The 19936-nt window shown below is 76.9% G+C and carries 1 protein-coding gene; it reads right to left on the reverse strand.

Features of this window, described 5'->3' with window-relative positions; all coding sequences use genetic code 11:
- Nucleotides 1-45 precede the first annotated feature (45 nt).
- Nucleotides 46-19929 carry a non-ribosomal peptide synthase/polyketide synthase gene (locus ACFVVA_RS01260; protein WP_387684490.1) on the reverse strand — a complete coding sequence of 6628 codons (19884 nt, stop codon included), beginning with the start codon at nt 19927-19929 and terminating at the stop codon, nt 46-48.
- Between the last annotated feature and the right edge of the window lie 7 nt (nt 19930-19936).

Raw genomic sequence — 19936 nt, forward strand, 5'->3', positions numbered from 1 at the left:
GGCTCCTCTGTCGTCGGACGAACGGGTGTCGGTGGTGGTGTGCGGTCAGTGGCTTTCCCGGGCGTGCCGGGCGATCTGCCGCAGGGCGGCGGCGAAGTCCTCGGCCGCCCGGCGGACGGCCCCGGTGTCGTGCACGGCGGGCCGGTGGTGCCAGGTGAAGGCGAGGCGTCCGTGCTGGGCCGCGCCGACCACCTCCAGCGGGTGGGAGCCGCCGTCCCGGGGGTCGTGGTCCTGGCCGAAGGAGCCGAGTTCGGCGCGGACCAGGCCGTCGCCGGCGGTCTCGGGCCGGGCGTCCCACTGGCCGAGGTAGTTGAAGACGATCTGGCCGTGCCCGCCGGCGGCGAGGCGCTCGCGGATCTCGGGGGTGCCGAAGGTGCGCAGGGCGCCGAAGCCCAGGCCGTTGCCGGGCACCGCGCGCAGCTGTCGGCGCACGGACTTCACCAGGGCGCGCCAGTCGCGGTCCGGATCGGGCCGGTCGGCGTCGGGGACGTGGAAGGTGACGGGGTGGACGGTGGTGAACCAGCCGACGGTGCGGGACAGGTCGACGCCCTCCAGCAGGTCCTCCCGGCCGTGTCCCTCCAGGTCCAGGGCGATCCGCCGCTGTCCGCTCCAGCGGGCCAGGGCGAGGGCGAGCGCGGCGAGCAGCACGTCGTTGACCCGGGTGCGGTAGGCGGCGGGGGCGGCGCGCAGCAGTGCCTCGGTGTCCGCCTCGTCGAGTTCGACGGTGACGGCCGCGCTCTCGGCGGTGCCGGTGCCGGTGCCGCCGGGCAGGGCCGTCCGGGCGCTCACCGCCTCCTCCCAGTAAGGGAGTTCGTGGTCCAGGCCGCCCTCGGCGACATGGCCGGCGAGCCGGTGCGCCCAGTCCCGGAAGGAGGTGCCGCGCTCCCCCAGGGTGATCGCCCCGCCGCGGACGGCCTGCCGGTGGGCGCTCTCCAGGTCGTCGCGCAGCACCCGCCAGGAGACGGCGTCGACGACCAGGTGGTGGGCGACCAGGAGCAGCAGGGCGGGGTGCTCCGGGTGGCCGGTGAACAGGGCGGCGCGCAGCAGCGGACCGCGGGCCAGGTCGAAGCCGGCGTGGAGTTCGTCGGCGGCCTTGGCCATGGCCGCGTCGGCGGCCTCGGCGCTCTGCCCGGTCAGGTCGTAGCGGATCAGGAGGTCCTCGGCGGGGGCGGGCGGCGGGTTGAACTGGTGCCAGCCGGTCTCGTCGCGGGTGAAGCGCATGCGCAGCGCGTCATGGTGTTCCAGCAGGGCGTCGAGGGCGGCGCGCAGTGCCGTCGGGTCGGGGTCGGCGCCGAGTTCGAGCAGGGTGGACTGGTTGAAGTGGTGGTGGGCGGCGCGCGGGGTGGTCAGGAACCATTCCTGGATGGGGGTGAGCGGCAGGCCGCCGGTCACCGGGCCGTCGTCCGCGCGTTCGGTGGCGGTGCGCACGACGGTGGCGAGTTCGGCCACGGTCTGGTGGCTGAACAGGTCCCGGGTGGCCAGGTGGAGGCCGTCGCGGCGCAGCCGGGACACCACCTGCATGCTGAGGATGGAGTCGCCGCCGAGCAGGAAGAAGTTGTCGTCGGCGCCGACCTCGTCGAGGCCGAGGACGTCGGCCCAGATCCGGGCGATCCGGCGTTCGAGGTCGGTCTCCGGTGCCCGGCCGGGGCCGGCGGTGGCGTGGGCGGGACCGGGGTCGGGCAGGGCCCGGCGGTCGAGTTTGCCGTTGGGGGTGAGCGGCAGGGCGGCCAGCGGGACGAAGGCCGCGGGGACCAGGTGGGGCGGCAGGGTTTCGGCCAGGTGGAGGCGGAGTTCGAGGGCGGGCGCGCCCGTGGTGGCGTCGGTCGGGACGATGTAGCCGACGAGCCGTCCGCCGCCGGGGCCGTCGGCGCGGACGGTGACGACGGCGTCGCGCACCAGGGGGCTGCGGCGCAGGACGCTCTCGATCTCCCCGGGTTCGATGCGGAAGCCGCGCAGCTTGATCTGTTCGTCGGCGCGGCCGGCGAACCGGAGTTGGCCGTCGGCGTCGCGGCGGGCGAGGTCCCCGGTGCGGTACATCCGGTCGCCGGGGGCGCCGTACGGGTCGGGCAGGAAGCGCTGGGCGGTGAGGCCGGGGCGGCCGAGGTAGCCGCGGGCGAGGCCGGGGCCGGCCAGGTGGAGCTCCCCGGTGACGCCGGGCGGCACCGGCCGCAGGGCGGTGTCCAGGACGTACGCGCGGGTGGCGCCGCTGGGCCGGCCGATCGCGGGGGTGCCGGTGCCGGGGGTGAGCGGGCCGGTCCAGCTGGCGACGACGGTGGCCTCGGTGGGGCCGTAGGAGTTGATCATCCGTCGGCCGGGGGCCCAGGTGTCGACCAGGTCGGCCGGGCAGGCCTCGGCGCCGACCACCAGGGTGCGCAGGTCGGGCAGGGCGGCGGCGGTTGCGGGTTCCACGGTGGCCAGGGCCGCCGGGGGGATCAGGGTGTGGCTGATCCGGCGGGCGGCGAGGACCTCGGCGAGCCGTTCGCCGACCAGCGGTCCTTCCTCGCCGGTGACCAGGGCGGCCCCGGAGAGCAGGGAGATGCACAGTTCGAGCACGGAGGCGTCGAAGCTTGGCGAGGCGAACTGGAGCACCCGGTCGCCGGGGCCGACGGCGTACTGCTCGGCGGCGGCGGCCGCGAAGACGGCGAGGCCGGCGTGGGTCACCAGGACGCCCTTGGGGGTTCCGGTGGAGCCGGAGGTGTAGACGACGTAGGCCGGGTGGGCGGGGGTGAGGGCGGTGGTGCGGTCGGCGTCGGTGGGTGCGGTGTCCGGGCCTTCGGCGGCCCAGACCCCGGCCGGGTCGTCGAGCACCAGGTGGGCGGCGGCGTCGCGGACCATGAACGCGCGCCGGGGCTCCGGGTAGTCCGGGTCGACCGGGAGGAAGGCGCCGCCGGCCTTGGCGACGGCGAGCTGGGCGACCACCATGGCCGCGGAGCGGGGCAGGGCGAGGGCGACCAGCCGCTCGGGTCCGACGCCGCGCCCGATGAGCTGGTGGGCCAGCCGGTTGGCGGCCCGGTCCAGTTCGGCGTAGCTGAGTTCGCGCTCGCCGTCGAGCAGGGCGGGTGCGTCGGGGGTGGCGGCGGCCCGGCGTTCGAACAGCTCGGGCAGGGTGGCTTCGGGCACCGGGCGGAAGGTGGCGCCGGTCTCGGCGGGCGGCGTGTCCGGTCCGGCCAGCGGCAGCGCGCCGACGGCGCGGGCCGGGTCCTGGGCGACGGCGGTCAGCAGGGTGGCGAGCTGGCCGGCCATCCGCTCGACGGTGGCCGGGTCGAACAGGTCGGTGTTGTAGGTGAGCAGGCCGTGCAGCGCGCCGCTCCCGGTCTCGACGAACTCCAGCACCAGCTCGAAGGCCGTCCGTACGGCGTCGGGCTCGATGCCGGTCACGTCGAGGCCCGGCAGGTCGAGTTCGGCGGACGGCGCGTTCTGGAGCACCACGTGGACCTGGAAGAGCGGGCTGCGGCTGGTGTCGCGCACCGGCTGGACCTCGTCGACCACCTTCTCGAAGGGCACGTCCTGGTGAGCGAAGGCGTCCAGGACGGTCTGCCGCACCTCGCCGAGGAGGGCGTCGAAGGACTGGCCGGGTTCCACCCGGGAGCGCAGCACCAGGGTGTTGACGAAGAATCCGACCAGCTGCTGGATCTCGGGCCGGTGCCGGCCGGAGGTGATGGTGCCGACGGTGATGTCGGTGTCCCCGCTGAGCCGGGCCAGGTAGGCCTGGGCCGCGGCGACCAGGGTGGTGAACAGGGTGGCGCCGCGTTCCCGGCCGACCTCGGCCAGCCGGCGGGCGGTGTCGGCGGGCAGCTCCAGGCGGACGGTGGCGGCGTTGGCCGCGTTGGCGGCGCGCACCGCGGGCCGGGGCCGGTCGGTGGGCAGCCGCGGCGGTACCACGCCGGTCAGTTGGCGCTTCCAGTAGGCGAGCTGTTCCCCGGTGGGGGCGCCTTCGGTGCGCTGCCAGTGGGCGTAGTCGGCGTACTGCACCGGCAGTGGCGCCAACTCGGTTTCCGCGGAGTCGAGTTCGGCGCGGTAGAGGTGGGCGAGGTCGGTGAGCAGTACGCCGCTGGACCAGCCGTCGGTGACCATGTGGTGCAGGGTCAGCGCCAGCACGTGGTCGTGGTCGGCCAGCCGGGCCAGGGTGGCGCGCAGCAGGGGTCCGCGGCGCAGGTCGAAGGGGCGGGCGCGTTCGGCGGCGAGCAGGTCGCGCAGGGCCTGCGGCCGTTCGCCTGCGGGCCGGCCGGAGAGGTCGTGCAGCGGCAGCGGTACGACGTGCGGCGGGTTGACCAGTTGGACGCCGTGGCCGTCGACGCTGTCGAAGGTGGTGCGCAGCGACTCGTGCCGGGCCGTCAGGGCGTCCAGGGCCGCGCCGAGGGCGCCGGGGTCGAGGGTGCCGCGCAGCCGCAGCGCGAGCGCGACGTTCTCGGCGACGCCGGGGGTGAACTCCTCCAGGAACCAGAGGCGTTGCTGGGCGTGGGACATCGGGGCCGCGCCCGTGCGGGGCACCGGGACGACGGGCGGGCGGGCCGGGGTGCCGGACGCCTCGGTGAGCAGCCGGGCCAGGCCGGCCGGGGTGGGGTGGTCGAAGACCGCGCGGGGGCCGAGGTCGGCGCCGAAGGCCTCGGTGAGGCGGGCGGCGAGCCGGATGCTGAGGATGGAGTCGCCGCCCAGTGCGAAGAAGTCCTCGTCCGTGCCGGGCGGGCGGATGCCGAGGACCTCGGCGAAGACCTCGGTGGTGCGGTGTTCGGCGGCGGTGCGCGGTTCGACGCGGGCGCGGCGCCCGTGGCCGGGGCGTTCCTCGGGCGCCGGGAGGGCGGCGCGGTCGACCTTGCCGTTGCGGCTCAGCGGGAGGGCGGGGAGCGGGACGACGGCGGCCGGGACGAGGTAGTCGGGCAGGGTGCGGGCGGCGAAGGCCCGCAGTTCCTCGGGGTCGACGGCGCCGACCGGGTAGGCGACCAGCCGGCGGGCGCCGGGCCGGTCCTCCCGGACGACCACGGCGACGTCGGTGACCCGCGGGTGGGCGGCGAGGGCGGCCTCCACCTCGGCGGGCTCGACCCGGAAGCCGCGGATCTTCACCTGGTCGTCGGCGCGGCCGAGGAATTCGACGGTGCCGTCGGGGCGGCGCCGGGCGAGGTCCCCGGTGCGGTACATCCGGGCGCCGGGCGGGCCGGAGGGGTCGGCGAGGAAGCGGGCGGCGGTGGCGCCGGGGCGGCCGAGGTAGCCGCGGGCCAGGCCCTCGCCGGCCAGGTAGAGCTCGCCCGCGCAGCCCGGCGGGACGGGCCGCAGCCGGCCGTCCAGGACGTGCACCCGCCGGTCGTCCAGCGGGCGGCCGATGGGAAGGGTGTCGGGCACGGCGGCGGCGTCCGGGAGGGTGTGGGCGGTGGCGAAGGTGGTGGTCTCGGTGGGGCCGTAGCCGTCCGTGACGGTCAGTCCGGGGCAGGCCGCCAGGACGCGGCGCACGGCGGCGGCGGGCACCACGTCGCCGCCGGTCCACAGGGACCGCAGGCCGGTGAAGCAGTCCGGCGCGTCCTGGGCAAGCAGCCGGAACAGTCCGGCGGTGAGCCACAGTGCCGTCGGTCCGTCCGGTCCGGCGAGGCGGCGCAGCAGTGCGGCGTCCACCGGGCCGGCGGGGGCGACGAGCACGCAGCCGCCGTTCAGCAGCGGCGCCCACACCTCGAAGGTGGCGGCGTCGAAGGCGACCGGCGAGTGCAGCAGCACCCGGGCGCAGCTGCCGTCGGTGAAGCGGCTGTCGGTGGCGAGCGAGGCCACGTCGCGGTGCCGGACGGCGACGGCCTTGGGTTCGCCGGTGGAGCCGGAGGTGTACATCACGTACGCCAGCCGGTCGGGGTCGGCGGGCGGCAGGTGCGGGGCGGCCGCACCGGTTTGTGCGGCGGCGACCTGCTCGGCGGTCAGCCGGTGGGCGGCGCCGGCCCGGTCGAGCAGGGCGCGGCGGCGCTCCTCGGGGGCGCGCGGGTCGACGGGCAGGTAGGCGCCGCCCGCCTTGAGGACGGCCAGTTGGGCGACGACGAGTTCGGTGCCGCGGTCCATCGCCAGTGCCACCCGGTCCTCGGGGGCCAGGCCGTCGGCGAGCAGCCGGGCTGCCAGCCGGTCGGACCAGTCGGCGAGCCCGCGGTACGTCAGTTCGCGCTCGCCGTCGCGCACGGCGGGGGCGTCGGGGGTGCGGCGGGCCTGCTCGGCGAAGATTCCCAGCGGGCTGCGCGGCACCGGCGGGCGGGCGGTGGTGTGCCAGGAGGCCAGCAGTTCGCGGTCGGCCGCGGTGAGCGGGTCCAGCGCGGCGAGGTCGCCGTCCAGGCCGTCGGCGAGGCCGGTCAGCAGCAGGGCGAGGCGGTCGGCGGCGTCCCGGACGGTGCCCTCGTCGAACAGGGCGGGATCGTAGGCCAGGTCGAAGGCGAGCTGCCCGCTGAGGTGGGCGCGCAGGCACCAGGGGAAGGTGGTGGCGTCGTCGGCGCGCACCTCGACCACCCGCACGCCGGTACGGTCCGCGGCCGATTCGTCGACGGGGTAGTTCTCGAACACCAGCATGCTGTCGAACAGCGGTTCCCCGGCGGGCAGTTCGCTCAGGGCCTGGATGCGGGGCAGCGCCAGGTGGTCGTGGCGGCGGCCGTCGCTCTGCCGGTCCTGGAGGTCCCGCAGCCAGGGCAGCACGCCGCCGGTGGCGGGCGGCCGGACCCGGGCCGGCACGGTGTTGATGAACAGGCCGATCATCGTCTCGACGCCGGGCAGTTCGGCCGGCCGGCCGGAGACGGTGGTGCCGAAGACGACGTCCGCGGTGCCGCCGTAGCGGGCCAGCAGCAGCGCCCAGGCTCCCTCGACCAGGGTGTTGACGGTCAGTCCGGCGGCGGCGGCGTTCTCCCGCAGCCGGGCGGAGAGCGCCTCGTCGAGGGCGCGGTGGACGGCGGCGGTGGCCCGGGCCCGGTGCGCTCCGGCGGGCCGGCGGTCGTAGGGCAGCGCGGTCCGTTCGGTGAACCCGGCGAGGGCGCCGCTCCAGTGGTCCTCGGCGGCCTGCCCGTCCTGCTCGCGCAGCCAGGCCAGGAAGTCGGCGAACGGGCGCCGGACCGGGCGGGGCGCCTGCGGTCCGCCGGTGAGCGCGGCGTACTCCTCGCACACCTCGGTGAGCAGCTGTCCGGTGCTCCAGCCGTCCAGGATCACGTGGTGGGTGGACCAGAGCAGCAGCACCTCCTCGCCGGGCAGCGCGGCCAGGGCCAGCCGGCTGAGCGGCGCGGTGCCCAGGTCCAGCCCGGCGGCCCGCTCCTCGGCGAGCAGCCGTTCGGTCCCCTCGGCGCGCTGTTCGGCCGTCAGCGCGCGCCAGTCCAGGTGGCGGACGGGCAGGGCGGCGCGGCGCGCGACCAGCTGGACGGGGTGCGGCAGGCCGCGCCAGTGCACGGAGGTGCGCAGCGCCGGGGTGCGGTCGGCGACCTGCTGCCAGGCCGCGGCGAAGGCCGCCGGGTCGGCGACGCCGGCCAGCCGTACGGCGATCCGGTCCACGTAGGCGCCGTCCTCGTCGACCAGGCCGTGGAAGAGCATGCCGGACTGCAGGGGGGTGAGCGGCAGCACGTCCTCGGTGTCGCGGCCGTCGCCGACCAGGGCGTCCAGCCGCTCCTGGTCGAGGCCGGCCAGCGGGAAGTCGGACGGGGTGCGGCCGCCGGCGCCGGGGCTCGCGCAGTGCTCGGCCAGCTCGCGCAGCGCCTGGAGGGTCTGCTCGGCGAGGGCGCAGACGGTGGCCTCGTCGTAGCGGGCCGCGGGGTAGGTCCAGCCCAGTTCGAGCCGGCCGTCCTGGACCGCCCCGATGACGTCCAGCAGGTAGGGGCGGGGCTCGTCGGGGTCGGTGTCCCGTCCGGCCGGGGGCAGCGAGCCGCGCAGCAGCCCGTCGGCGGCGGCGCTGCGGCTGTCCCACTGGCCGTGGTAGTTGAAGCCGATCAGCGGCGCGGCCGCGCCGGCCGGGAGGGCGGACGGGTGCAGGTGGCGCAGGGCGCCGTGGCTGAGTCCGCGCAGCGGGACGGCGCGCAGCTGCTCCTTGACCGAGCGCAGGGTGTCGTGCCAGCCGGCCCCGGGGTCGACGTGCAGGGCGAGCGGGAACTCGGCGGTGAACCAGCCGACCGTCCGGGAGAGGTCCTGGTCGGCGAAGAGGTCCTCGCGGCCGTGGCCCTCCACCCCGATCAGTACGCAGTCGCGGCCGCACCAGCGGGCCAGGGTGCGGCCCAGCGCGCTGAGCAGGACGTCGTTGACCTGGGTGCGGTAGACCTCCGGGACGTTGCGCAGCAGCGCCTCGGTGGTCCGCTCGTCCAGGGTGACGGTGACGGTGGCGGCGGTGCCGTGGGTGTTGGGGCCGGGCCGCCCCTCGGGCAGCCCGGCCGGGGCCTCGCCGGTGCGGGTCCAGTACGCGCTGTCGCCGTCCAGGGCGCCGGAGCGGGTGTGCCGCTCCAGCCGGGCGGCCCAGCGGGCGTAGGAGGTGCCCGGCTCCGGCAGCCGGACGGGTGCGCCGGTGCGGGCGGCGCGGTAGGCCGCTTCGAGGTCGGCGAGCAGGATGCGCCAGGAGACGCCGTCGACGGCCAGGTGGTGGATGGTCAGGACGAGCTGGTCGGGCTGCCGGCCCTCGTCACGGTGCGGGCCGCCGTCGAAGAACAGGGCGCGCAGCATCCGGCCCTCGACCGGGTCGAGGGAGCGCTGCGCCTCGTCGGCGGCGCGCTGCACCTGCGCTTCCGTACCGGCCGGGTGGTGGGTGAAGACGCCGTCCGGTGCCTGCGCCAGGACCTCCTGGCGCCAGCCGGATCCGCCCCGGCGGAAGCGGGTGCGCAGCGCCGGGTGGTGCTCCGCCAGGGCGAGCACCGCGGTCCGCAGGGCGGCCGGGTCGGTGCCCGGGGCCAGGGCCAGCCGCTGGGTCATGGTGAAGCGCAGCGCCTCGCCCGCCCGGCGGCCGTCGAGGTACCAGTGCTGGATCGGGGTGAGCGGCGCCTCGGCGGGCTCGGCCTCGTCCGCCTCCGTCCGTTCCGACGACTCACCGGCGCACAGGGCGAGTTCGGCGACGTTCTGGTAGCGGAAGACGTCCTTGGTGGTGAGGGCGAGGCCGGCGGCGCGGGCCCGGGAGACGATCTGGATGCTGAGGATGGAGTCGCCGCCGAGGGCGAAGAAGTTGTCCCGGGCGCCGACCCGCTCCACGCCCAGCACCTCGGCCCAGATCGCGGCGAGCCGCTGCTCGGTGCCGGGCCGCGGGGCGACGTACGGGGTGGTGCGGTCCGGCTGGGCGGGCGGGGCGGGCAGGGCCCGCCGGTCGGTCTTGCCGCTGACGGTGCGCGGGACGCGGGCCAGCGGGACGAACGCGGTGGGCACCAGATGGTCGGGCAGGGTGCGCCGCAGCCAGGCCCGCAGTTCCTCGGCGGGCGGCACCCGGTCGCCGGCCGGCACCGGGTAGCCGACCAGCAGGGTCCGGCCGCCCTGTTCGCGGGCGGCGACGGCGCAGTCCACGAGGTCGGGGTGGGTCAGCAGGGCGGCCTCCACCTCGCCGGGTTCGATCCGGAAGCCGCGGATCTTGACCTGCTCGTCGGCCCGGCCGAGGAACTCCAGCTGTCCGTCGGCGTCCCAGCGGGCCAGGTCACCGGTGCGGTACATCCGGGTGCCGGGCGGCCCGTACGGGTCGGCGAGGAAGCGGCCGGCGGTCAGCCCGGGCCGGTTCAGGTAGCCGCGGGCGACCTGTTCCCCGGCCAGGTACAGCTCCCCGGGCATGCCGGGCGGCACCGGGCGCAGCGCGCCGTCGAGCACGTGGGCGGTGACGCCGCGGCCCGGCCGGCCGATCACCGGGCGTCCGGGGTGGTCCGCGCAGCGGGCGTAGGCGGCGTCGACGGTGCACTCGGTGGGCCCGTACAGGTTGTAGGTGCTGATGCCGTACTCGGCCTGGGCCGCGCACAGGTCCCGCCAGGTGGCGGCGGGGATCGCCTCGCCGCCGAGCTGCAGCAGCCGGGGGTGGTGGGGGGCGGGGGCGAACAGTCCGGCGGCGGTGAGTTCGCGCAGCAGGGAGGGGGTGACGTTGACGACGTCGAGCCGCTGGTCGACGATCCGGGCGAGGAAGGCCTGCGGGTCCAGCCGGACGTCCTCGTCGATCAGGTGGAGTTCCTGGCCGGAGACCAGCAGCAGCGGGCCCTCCCAGCTGGTGTCGAAGGAGAGGGAGGCGCTGAGGGCGACCTTCAGCCGGCCGCCGTCGGCGGTGTGCGGGGCGAGCATCCCCTCCCGGTGGTCGCGGCAGAGGTTGACCAGCTGGCGGTGCTCGACGACCACGCCCTTGGGGCGGCCGGTGGAGCCGGAGGTGTGGATCAGGTAGGCGGCGTTCCCGGGCAGCAGCGGGGCGGTCCGTTCGGCGTCGGTGAGGTCGTGGCCGGGCAGGGCCTCCCACGGCACCTCGCGCAGGGTGTGCTCGGTCAGCACCGTGCGCGGCCGGGTGTCGTCGAGCAGCAGGGCGGCCCGCTCCTCGGGCAGGTCCGGGTCGACGAACTGGAGGACGGCGCCGGCCTTGAGCACCGCGAACAGCGCCACCAGCAGGTCGGAGGTGCGCGGCAGCCGGACGGCGACCACCTGCTCCGGGCCGGCGCCGAGGGCGGCCAGGTGGCGGGCGAGGCGGTTGGCCCGGGTGTTGAGCGCGGCGAAGTCCAGGGTGGCGTCGCGGGCGACCAGCGCGGTGGCGTCCGGGGTGCGGGCGGCCTGCTCCTCGAACAGGGCGGTGAAGGTGGTGTCGGGCCCGGGCAGCGGCTCGCCGCGCCCCTGCCGCAGCACCTGCTCCCGCTCCTGCCCGGTCATCAGCGGCAGCGCCCCGACGGCCGTGTCGGGCGCGTCGGCGGCGGCCGCCAGCAGCGTGGTCAGCCGGTCGGCGAGCTGCCGGGCGGTGCGGGCGTCGAAGAGCCCGGTGCTGTACTCCAGGTAGCCGGTCAGGCCTCCGTCGTGCTCGGCGAAGTCGAAGGAGAGGTCGAAGGTGGCGTTGCGGACGGGCGGCGTGAGGGGCTCCACCGTCAAGCCGGGCAGCCGGGGCGCCTCGGCGCCGAGGTTGTGCAGCGCCACCATCACCTGGAACAGCGGGGTGCGGCTGGTGTCGCGCTCCGGCTGGAGGGCGTCCACCAGCCGTTCGAAGGGCACCTCCTGGTGGGCCATGGCGTCCAGGACGGTGGCCTGCGCGGCGGTCAGCAGCTCGTGGAAGGACTGCTCGGGGCGGATGTCGCCGCGCAGCACCAGGGTGTTGACGAACATGCCGACCACGTCGTGGAGTTCGCCCTGTTCGCGGCCGGAGGTGACGGTGCCGACGGCGATGTCCGTCTGCCCGGTCCAGCGGGCCAGCAGCACCTGGCAGGCGGCCAGCAGGACGGTGTAGAGGGTGCCGTCGGCCTCCCGGCCGCGCTCGCGCAGCCGGGCGGTCAGTTCGGCGGGCAGGGTGAAGGTGACCAGCGCGCCCTCCCGGGTGCGCTCCGCCGGGCGCGGCCGGTCGGTGGGCAGCTCCAGCGGGGCCAGGCCGTCCAGGGTCCGGCGCCAGTGGTCGAGGTCGGCCTCGGCGGCGGCGGTGCGGGTGCGCTGCCAGGCCGCGTAGTCGGTGTACCGGACGGGCGGCTCGGGCAGCCGCGGGCGGCGGCCTTCGAGGGCGGCGGCGTACAGTTCGCCGAGGTCGCGGCCGAGCAAGCCCATCGACCAGCCGTCGGTGGCGATGTGGTGCACCGCCAGGGCGAGGACGTGCTCGTCGGGGGCGGTGCGCAGCAGGCGGGCGCGCAGCACCGGGCCGGCTTCGAGGTCGAAGGGGGTGGCGGCGATCCGCTCCAGGCGGGCGTCCAGGTCGGCCGGCGGGACGTCCTCGCGGGGCAGTTCGACGGGGTGGGGCGGGCGCACCACCTGCCGGGCCCGGCCGTCGCGTTCGGCGTAGGTGGTCCGCAGTGCCTCGTGCCGCTCGACCAGGGTGTCCAGGGCGCCGCCGAGCGCGGCCCGGTCGAGGGTGCCGCGCAGCCGCAGCACGGACAGCGAGGTGTACTCGGTGCTGCCGGGCTCGAAGCGGTCGAGGAACCAGAGCCGCTGCTGGGCGTAGGAGAGCGGCGGTTCGCTGCCCGGGTCGGCGGCGGGGACGACGGCCGGGACGGCGGTCGGTGCGGCGCCCGGGCCCGGCTCGCCGAGCGCCCCGGCGAGGTCGGCGAGCACGGGGTGGGTGAACAGCAGCCGGGGCGAGAGGTCGGCGGTGCCGAAGGCGGCGCGCAGCCGGGCGGTGACCCGCACGGCGAGGATGGAGTCCCCGCCGAGGGCGAAGAAGTCGTCCTCGGCGCCGATCGGGCCGGCGTCCAGGACCTCCGTCCAGGCCTGGGCGACCAGCCGCTCGGCGGGGGTGCGCGGCGCGGTGCGCTCGCGGCCGGCGGCGTAGCCGTCCGGTCCGGGTGCCGGCAGGGCGCGCCGGTCGAGCTTGCCGTTGGGGGTGAGCGGCAGGGCGGCCAGCGGCACGTAGGCGGCGGGCACCAGGTAGGCGGGCAGCAGCCGTTCCAGGTGGGCGCGCAGCTCGGCGGCGCCCGGGGGCCGCCGGGGGTCCGCGCCGACGACGTGGGCGACCAGCCGGCGGGTGCCGGCGGTGTCCTCGTGGACGCCGACGGTGGCCAGGCCCACGCCGGGGTGGGTCTGGAGGGCGGCCTCGATCTCGCCGGGTTCGATCCGGTAGCCGCGGATCTTGACCTGCTGGTCGGCGCGGCCCAGGTAGCGCAGGGTGCCGTCGGCCTGCCGGCGGACCCGGTCGCCGGTGCGGTACATCCGGGTGCCGGGGGCGCCGAACGGGTCGGCGAGGAAGCGGGTGGCGGTCAGGCCGGGCCGGTTGAGGTAGCCGCGGGCCAGCCCCTCGCCCGCCACGTACAGTTCGCCGACCGCGCCCGGGGGCAGCGGGGCCAGGTCGTCGTCGAGCACGTACAGCCGCAGGTCGGCGATGCCGGTGCCGATCGGGCCGGGGCCGCCGGCGGTGGCAGTGGCGGTGGCGAGGTCCAGCGCGGTGTGGGTGACGTGCACGGTGGTCTCGGTGATGCCGTACATGTTCACCAGGCGCGGCGCGTCCTCGGGGTGGCGCCGGTACCAGTCGGCGAGCCGGGTGACGTCCAGCGCCTCGCCGCCGAAGACCACCGTGCGCAGTGCCAGCCGGGCGGAGACGTCCGGGAGCCGGGCGTCGGCGCGGGCCAGCTGGTGGAAGGCGGACGGGGTCTGGTTGAGGACGGTGACCCGCTCGTCGGCGAGCAGCCGCAGGAAGTCCTCCGGGGAGCGGGCGGTGTCCTCGGGTACCACCACGAGCCGGCCGCCGTGCAGCAGCGGGCCCCACAGCTCCCAGACGGAGAAGTCGAAGGTGTAGGAGTGGAAGAGCGTCCAGACGTCGTCGGCGCCGAAGCCGAACAGCTCCCGGGTCCGCTCGAAGAGCCGTACCACGTTGGCGTGCGGCACCACGACGCCCTTGGGGCGGCCGGTGGAGCCGGAGGTGTAGATGGCGTAGGCGGGGCTGTCGGGCAGCGGGCGGTGGCCGGGGCCTCCCCGCGGGCCGAGCGGGCCGGCCGGGCGCCGGGCCAGGTCGGCGCGCACCCCGGGGTCGGCCAGGGCGAGGACGGGGACGTCGACGCCGGTCGGCCCGTCCGGGGTCTCCAACGTCTCCGGGGCCTCCAGGGTGACCAGGGCCACCGGGGCGGCGTCGCGCAGCAGTTCGGCTCTGCGTTCGGCGGGCAGGCCCGGGTCGAGCGGCAGGTAGGCCGCGCCGGTCTTGAGGACGGCGAGGACGGCCACCACCAGTTCGGCGGTGCGGGGCAGCGCGAGGGCGACGTACCGCTCGGGGCCGGCGCCGAACCCGGCCAGCCGGTGGGCGAGCCGGTCGGCCCGGGCGTCCAGTTCGGCGTAGTCGAGGTGCTCCTCGCCGCAGGTGACGGCCTCGGCGTCCGGGGTGCGGGCGGCCTGCTCCTCGAAGAGTTCGACCAGGCTGCGCCCGGGCCGGCCCTGGGCGGTGCCGTTCCAGTCGACCAGCAGCCGGTGCCGCTCCTCGGCGGTGGTCCAGGCCAGCGCGCGCAGCGGGCGGTCCAGTCCGGTGGCCAGCTCGGTGAGCAGCAGGCAGAGCCGCTCGGCGAGGGCGCGCACGGTCGCGGCGTCGAACAGGCCGGGGTCGTAGCCGAGGTCGAAGCCGACCTGCCCGCCCTGGTAGGCGCGCAGCACCAGCGGGAAGCTGGTGGCGTCCCGGGAGGAGACCTCGGCCAGGCGCACCCCGGTGCCGGCGGCCCGGGCGTCGTCGAAGGGGTAGTTCTCGAAGGCGACGATGCTGTCGAACAGCGCGCTGCCGGGCGGGACGTCGCTGCAGCCGGTGAGTTCGGCGAGCGAGACCGCCGAGTGCCGGCGGGCCTCGGCCTGGTCGTCCTGGAGTTCCCGCAGCCAGTGGGCGGCGGTGCGGGCGCCGTCCACCCGGACCCGGGTGGGCAGGGTGTTGATGAACATGCCGATCATCGACTCGACGCCGGGCAGTTCCTCGGGCCGGCCGGAGACGGTGGTGCCGAACAGCACGTCCGGTTCGCCGCTGTAGCGGGAGAGCAGCAGCGCCCAGGCGCCCTGGACCACGGTGCCCAGGGTCAGCCCGGCGTGGCGGGCGGTGCGGGCGAGCCGCTCGGAGACCTCTTCGGACAGGGCGGCGCTGTGGCTGCCGGCCGAGCGGGCCCGGTGGGCCTCGTGCCGCACCCGGTCGGCGGGCAGCGGGGTGGCGGTGGCGAAGCCGTCCAGGACGGACCGCCAGTGGGCCCGGGCGGCCCCGGCGTCCTGCCCGGCGAGCCAGTGGACGTAGTCGGCGAAGGGCCGGCGCACCGCCGGGGCGGGCGCCGCGCCGGTGGTGAGCGCCGCGTACTCGGCGAACACGTCGGTGAGTACCTGGGCGAGGCTCCAGCCGTCCAGGATCAGGTGGTGGGAGGTCCACAGCAGCTGGACCCGGGCCTCGGGCAGCCGGACCAGGGTGAGCCGGGTGAGCGGGGCGGTGGCGATGTCCAGGCCGAGGGCGAGGTCCTCGGCGCGCAGCCGGGCCAGCCGTTCGGCGCGCTCGGCCGGGTCGGCGGCCCGCAGGTCCAGGTGGGTCACCGGCAGCCGGACGCCCCGGCGCACCACCTGGAGCGGGGCGGGGACGCCCTCCCAGACCACCGAGGTGCGCAGCGCGGGCGTGCGGTCGGCGACCCGCTGCCAGGCCAGGGCGAGGGCGTGCGGATCGGCGACGCCCTCCAGCAGCAGGGCGGCCTGGTCCAGGTAGACGTCGTCCTCGCCGCCGACCAGGCGGTGGAAGAGCATGCCCTCCTGGAGCGGGGTGAGCGGCAGCAGGTCCGTCACGTCCCGGCCGTCGCCGACCAGCCGGTCCAGCGTCTCCTGGTCGAGCCCGGCGAGCGGGAAGTCGGAGGGGGTGCGGCCGCCGGCGCCGGGGCTCGCGCAGTGCTCGACGATGGCGCCCAGGGCGGTGGTCACGGCCTCGGCCAGCCGCCGGACGGTGTCGGCCTCGTGGACCACGTCGCTGTAGTGCCAGGTGAGTTCGAGTTCGCCGTCGGCGACCACGGCGGAGACGTCGAGCAGGTGGGCCGGCGGCTCGTCCGGGGCGAGGTCCGGGCCGGGGGCCGGCCCGGCGGGGGCGAAGTCGCCGGCCTCGGGGGCGGTCCACTGGCCGTGGTAGTTGAAGCAGACCTGCGGCAGCGGGACGTCCCGCAGGGCCCCGGCGTCCTCGGCGGGCGAGCCGAGCCGGGCGAGGGCCTCGTAGCCCAGGCCGCGGCGGGGCACGGCGCGCAGCCGCTCCTTGACCTGCTTGAGGGTGGCCGCCCAGTCGGGGGCGTCGGCGGGGCCGGCCGGGGCGAGGGTGACGGGGTACTGGGTGGTGAACCAGCCGACGGTGCGGGACAGGTCGAGGTCGTCGAAGAGGTCCTCGCGGCCGTGGCCCTCCAGGGCGACGGTGACCCGCCCGGTGCCGGTCCAGTCGGCGAGGGCCCGGCCCAGGGCGCTGAGCAGCACGTCGTTGACCTGGGTGCGGTAGACCTCGGGGACCTTGCGCAGCAGTGCCGCGGTGGTGGCCCGGTCGAGCCGGCTGCGCAGGGTGCGCACCGTGCCGGCCGTGGGGGTGCCGGGCAGGTCGACGGGCAGCGGCTCGGCGGGGGCGGCGGTCTCGGCGCTCCAGTACGGCAGGTCGGCGTCCAGGCCGCCAGCCCGGACGAGTGCGGCGAGCCGGTGGGCCCAGTCGGTGAACGCGGTGGGCTCGGGCGCGGGTTCGGGGGTGGCGCCCGCGGCGGCCCGCCGGTAGGCCTCGGGCAGTTCGGCGAGCAGCACCCGCCAGGAGACGCTGTCCACGGCGAGGTGGTGGGCGGTCAGGAAGAGCTGGGGCCGCTCCCCGGCGGCGGGGCGGAACAGGACGGCGCGCAGCAGGGTGCCGGTGGCCGGGTCCAGTTCGGCGCGGGCGGCCTCGGCGGCCGCGGTCCGGTCCGCGCCCGGGTCGAGGGCGGTCAGCGGTCCTGCGGCGTCGGCGACCGGCTCCTGGCGCCAGTCGGTCCCGGTGCGGGTGAAGCGGGTGCGCAGCGCGGGGTGGGCGGCCACCAGGGCGGTCAGCGCCCGTTCCAGGGCCGGTTCGTCCAGGTCGTGCGGCAGGTCGAGCAGCATCGACATGGTGAAGTGGCGCAGCGGGCCGTGGGCGGCGAAGAACCATTCCTGGACGGGGGTGAGCGGGGCGGGCCCCTCCTCCCGGTGCCGCTCGACGGCGGCCCCGGCGCCGGCGGTGCGGGCGGCGGCGGCCAGGTCGGCGACGGTCTGGTGGCGGAAGACGTCCTGGGAGCCGATCCGCAGGCCTTCGGCGCGGGCCCGGGAGACGGCCTGGATGCTCAGGATCGAGTCGCCGCCGAGTTCGAAGAAGTTGTCGGTGACGCCGACCCTGGGCACGCCGAGCACCTCGGCCCAGATGGCGGCGAGGGTCTCCTCCTCCGGGGTCCGCGGGGCGACGAACTCCCCTTCCCGGGCCTCGGTCTCGGGGGCGGGCAGGGCGCGGCGGTCGAGCTTGCCGCTGGTGCCGAGCGGCAGCGCGTCGAGCACGGTGAAGGAGGACGGCACCAGGTGGTCGGGCAGCACCCGGCGCAGGGCGGCGCGCAGTTCGGCGAAGGGGCGGGCGGTGCCGTCGGCGAACACCAGGTAGGCGGCCAGCCGGTTCTGTCCGTGGGCGTCGGGGACGGCGACCACGGCGGCCGCGGCGACCTCCGGCAGGTCGAGCAGGGCGGCCTCGATCTCGCCGGGTTCGATCCGGTGGCCGCGCACCTTGACCTGGTCGTCGGCGCGCCCGAGGTACTCCAGGCGCCCGTCGGCGGTCCACCGGGCGAGGTCGCCGGTGCGGTACATCCGGCTGCCGGGCGGCCCGTACGGGTCGGCGGTGAAGCGGGCGGCGGTCAGGCCGGGGCGGCCGGCGTAGCCGCGGGCGACCTGCTCGCCGGCCAGGTGGAGTTCGCCGCTCACCCCGGGCGGCACCGGCCGGAGCCGCCCGTCCAGGACGTAGGCGCGGACGTTGGGCAGCGGGCGGCCCACCAGCGGCCGGTCCCCGCCGTCGATCCGGCAGGCGAGCGCGTCGACGGTGCACTCGGTGGGGCCGTAGTAGTTGTAGGCGGCCACCTCGGGGCGGGCGGCGAGGTCGCGCCAGAGCCGGGGGGCGACCGCCTCGCCGCCGAGCATCAGCACCCGGGGGCGGTGGCGGGGGTCGTCGAGCAGTCCGGCGGGCAGCAGTTGGCGCAGGTAGGAGGGGGTGAGGTCGAGGAAGTCGATCCGGTGGCGCACGACGTACTCGACCAGGGCGGCCGGGTCCATGCGGGTGGTCTCGTCGACCAGGTGCAGCGGGTGGCCGTCGGCCAGCAGCAGCAGGCCCTCCAGCGAGGTGTCGAAGGAGAGGGAGGCGGTCAGCGCGACGTTCAGCGGCCCGCCGCCGGCGTCGGCGACGAAGCCGGCCCGGTGGGCGGCGAGCAGGTGGGCCAGGGCGCGGTGCGGGACGGTGACGCCCTTGGGGCGGCCGGTGGAGCCGGAGGTGTAGAGCACGTAGGCGGTGGTCGAGAGGTCCGGCGCGGGGAGGACGGCGTCGCCCGTGTCGCCGTCCATCAGGTCGCGCAGGGTCTCCTGGTCCAGCAGCAGGGCAGGCTCGGCGTCCTCCAGCAGGTAGCGGACCCGCTCCCCGGGCAGCGCCGGGTCGAGCGGCAGGTAGCCGGCGCCGGCCTTCCAGACCGCGAGGACGGCCACCACCAGGTCGGCGGTGCGCGGCAGCCGCAGCGCGACCAGCCGTTCGGGGCCGGCGCCGCGGGCGACCAAGCGGCGGGCGAGCCGTTCGGCGCGGGCGTCGAGGGTCGCGTAGTCGAGCCGCTCCTCCCCGGCGACCAGGGCGAGGGCGTGCGGGGTCCGTTCGGCCCGGCGCCGGAACAGCTCGGGCAGGCCGACGGCTTCGACGGGCAGCGCGGTGGCGTTCCAGTCCCGGGTGACCCGCTCGGTCTCCCGCGCGGAGAGCAGCGGCAGGGTGGCGAGCGGGCGGTCCGGTTCGGCGGCGGCGCCCTCCAGCAGCCGCAGCAGCTGCTCGGCCGTCCGGCGGGCGGTGGGGGCGTCGAAGAGGTCGGCCCGGTACTCCAGGACGCCGGTGAGCGCCTCGCCGTCGGGGACGAACTCCACGCTGAGGTCGAAGGTGGCGGCCTGCCGGGGCACGGTGACCGGGGCGGTGGCGAGTCCGTGCGGGTCGCCGGCCGCGGCCGGGGCGGGGTGCAGCAGCACCAGCACGTCGAACAGCGGGTTGCGGCCGGCCTCGCGGGGCGCGCCGACCGCCTCGACGATCCGCTCGAACGGCGTGTCGCCGTGGGCGAGGGCGTCGTTGCCGGTCCCGGTGGCGGCCGCGAGCAGCTCGCGGAAGGAGGCGTCGGGCGCCACCCGGGTGCGCAGGACCACCGTGTTGACGAAGCAGCCGACGGCCCGTTCCAGCTCGGTGCGGGTGCGGCCGGCCATCAGGGAGCCGACGGTGACGTCCTCCTGGCCGGACCAGCGGGCCAGCAGCGCCTGGGTGCCGGCCACCAGCGCGGTGTTGAGGGTGCCCTGCCGTTCGGCGGCGAGTTCGCGCAGCCGGGCGGTGAGCGGCGCGGGGACGGTGAAGGTGTGCAGGGCGCCGGGGCCGGCCTCCTCGCCGCGCCGGGGGTGGTCCAGCGGCAGTTCCGGCGGCACCGCGCCGGCCAGCTTCTCCTTCCAGTGGGCGAGGTGCTTCTCCAGCCGCTCGCCGGAGAGCTGCTCGCGCTGCCACACCGCGAAGTCGGGGTACTGGGTGGCGACCTCGGGCAGCCCGGGTTCGGCGCCGCGGGCCAGGGCGTCGTAGGCGGTGCGGAGTTCGTCCAGGACGACGCCCATGGACCAGCCGTCGGTGACGATGTGGTGGGCGGTCAGCTGCAGCACGTGGGCGTGCGGCGACTCGGCCACCAGCAGGGCGCGCAGCAGCGGCCCGCGGGCGAGGTCGAAGGGCCGGGAGTACTCCTGGAGCAGGATGGCGTCCAGGCTCTCGCCGTCGGCCGGTGTGCGCACCGGCAGCTCCACCGGCCCGGCCGGAAGGACGGTCTGCACCGGCCGGCCGTCGCTCTCCGCGAAGGTGGTGCGCAGCGCCTCGTGGCGCGCCACCACGGCGGTCAGCGCCGCGGCGAGGGCCGCGCGGTCCAGCGCGCCGGTGAAGCGCAGGGCGACGGCGCTGTTGTAGCGCGGGTCGCCGGGGCGCAGCCGGTCCAGGAACCAGAGCCGCTGCTGGACGAAGGAGGGCGGCAGCGGCCGGCTGCGGTCGGCGCGCGGGATGGCCCGGTCGGCGGCGGTCTGCGCGGTGCCGGCCCGGCCGGCCAGCCGCCGGCGCAGGGCCTCGCGCAGGTCGGCGGGCAGGGCGGCGGCGCGGTCTCGCTTCGAAGTCGTCATGGTCGGC

Origin of the sequence: Kitasatospora sp. NPDC058048 (genome assembly GCF_042885555.1) — a bacterium.
Lineage (GTDB): Bacteria > Actinomycetota > Actinomycetes > Streptomycetales > Streptomycetaceae > Kitasatospora > Kitasatospora lactacystinica.

Excerpts from the sequence above, each read along its gene's own strand:
- ACFVVA_RS01260 (WP_387684490.1), bottom strand. The coding sequence starts at position 19,929 with ATGACGACTTCGAAGCGAGACCGCGCCGCCGCCCTGCCCGCCGACCTG.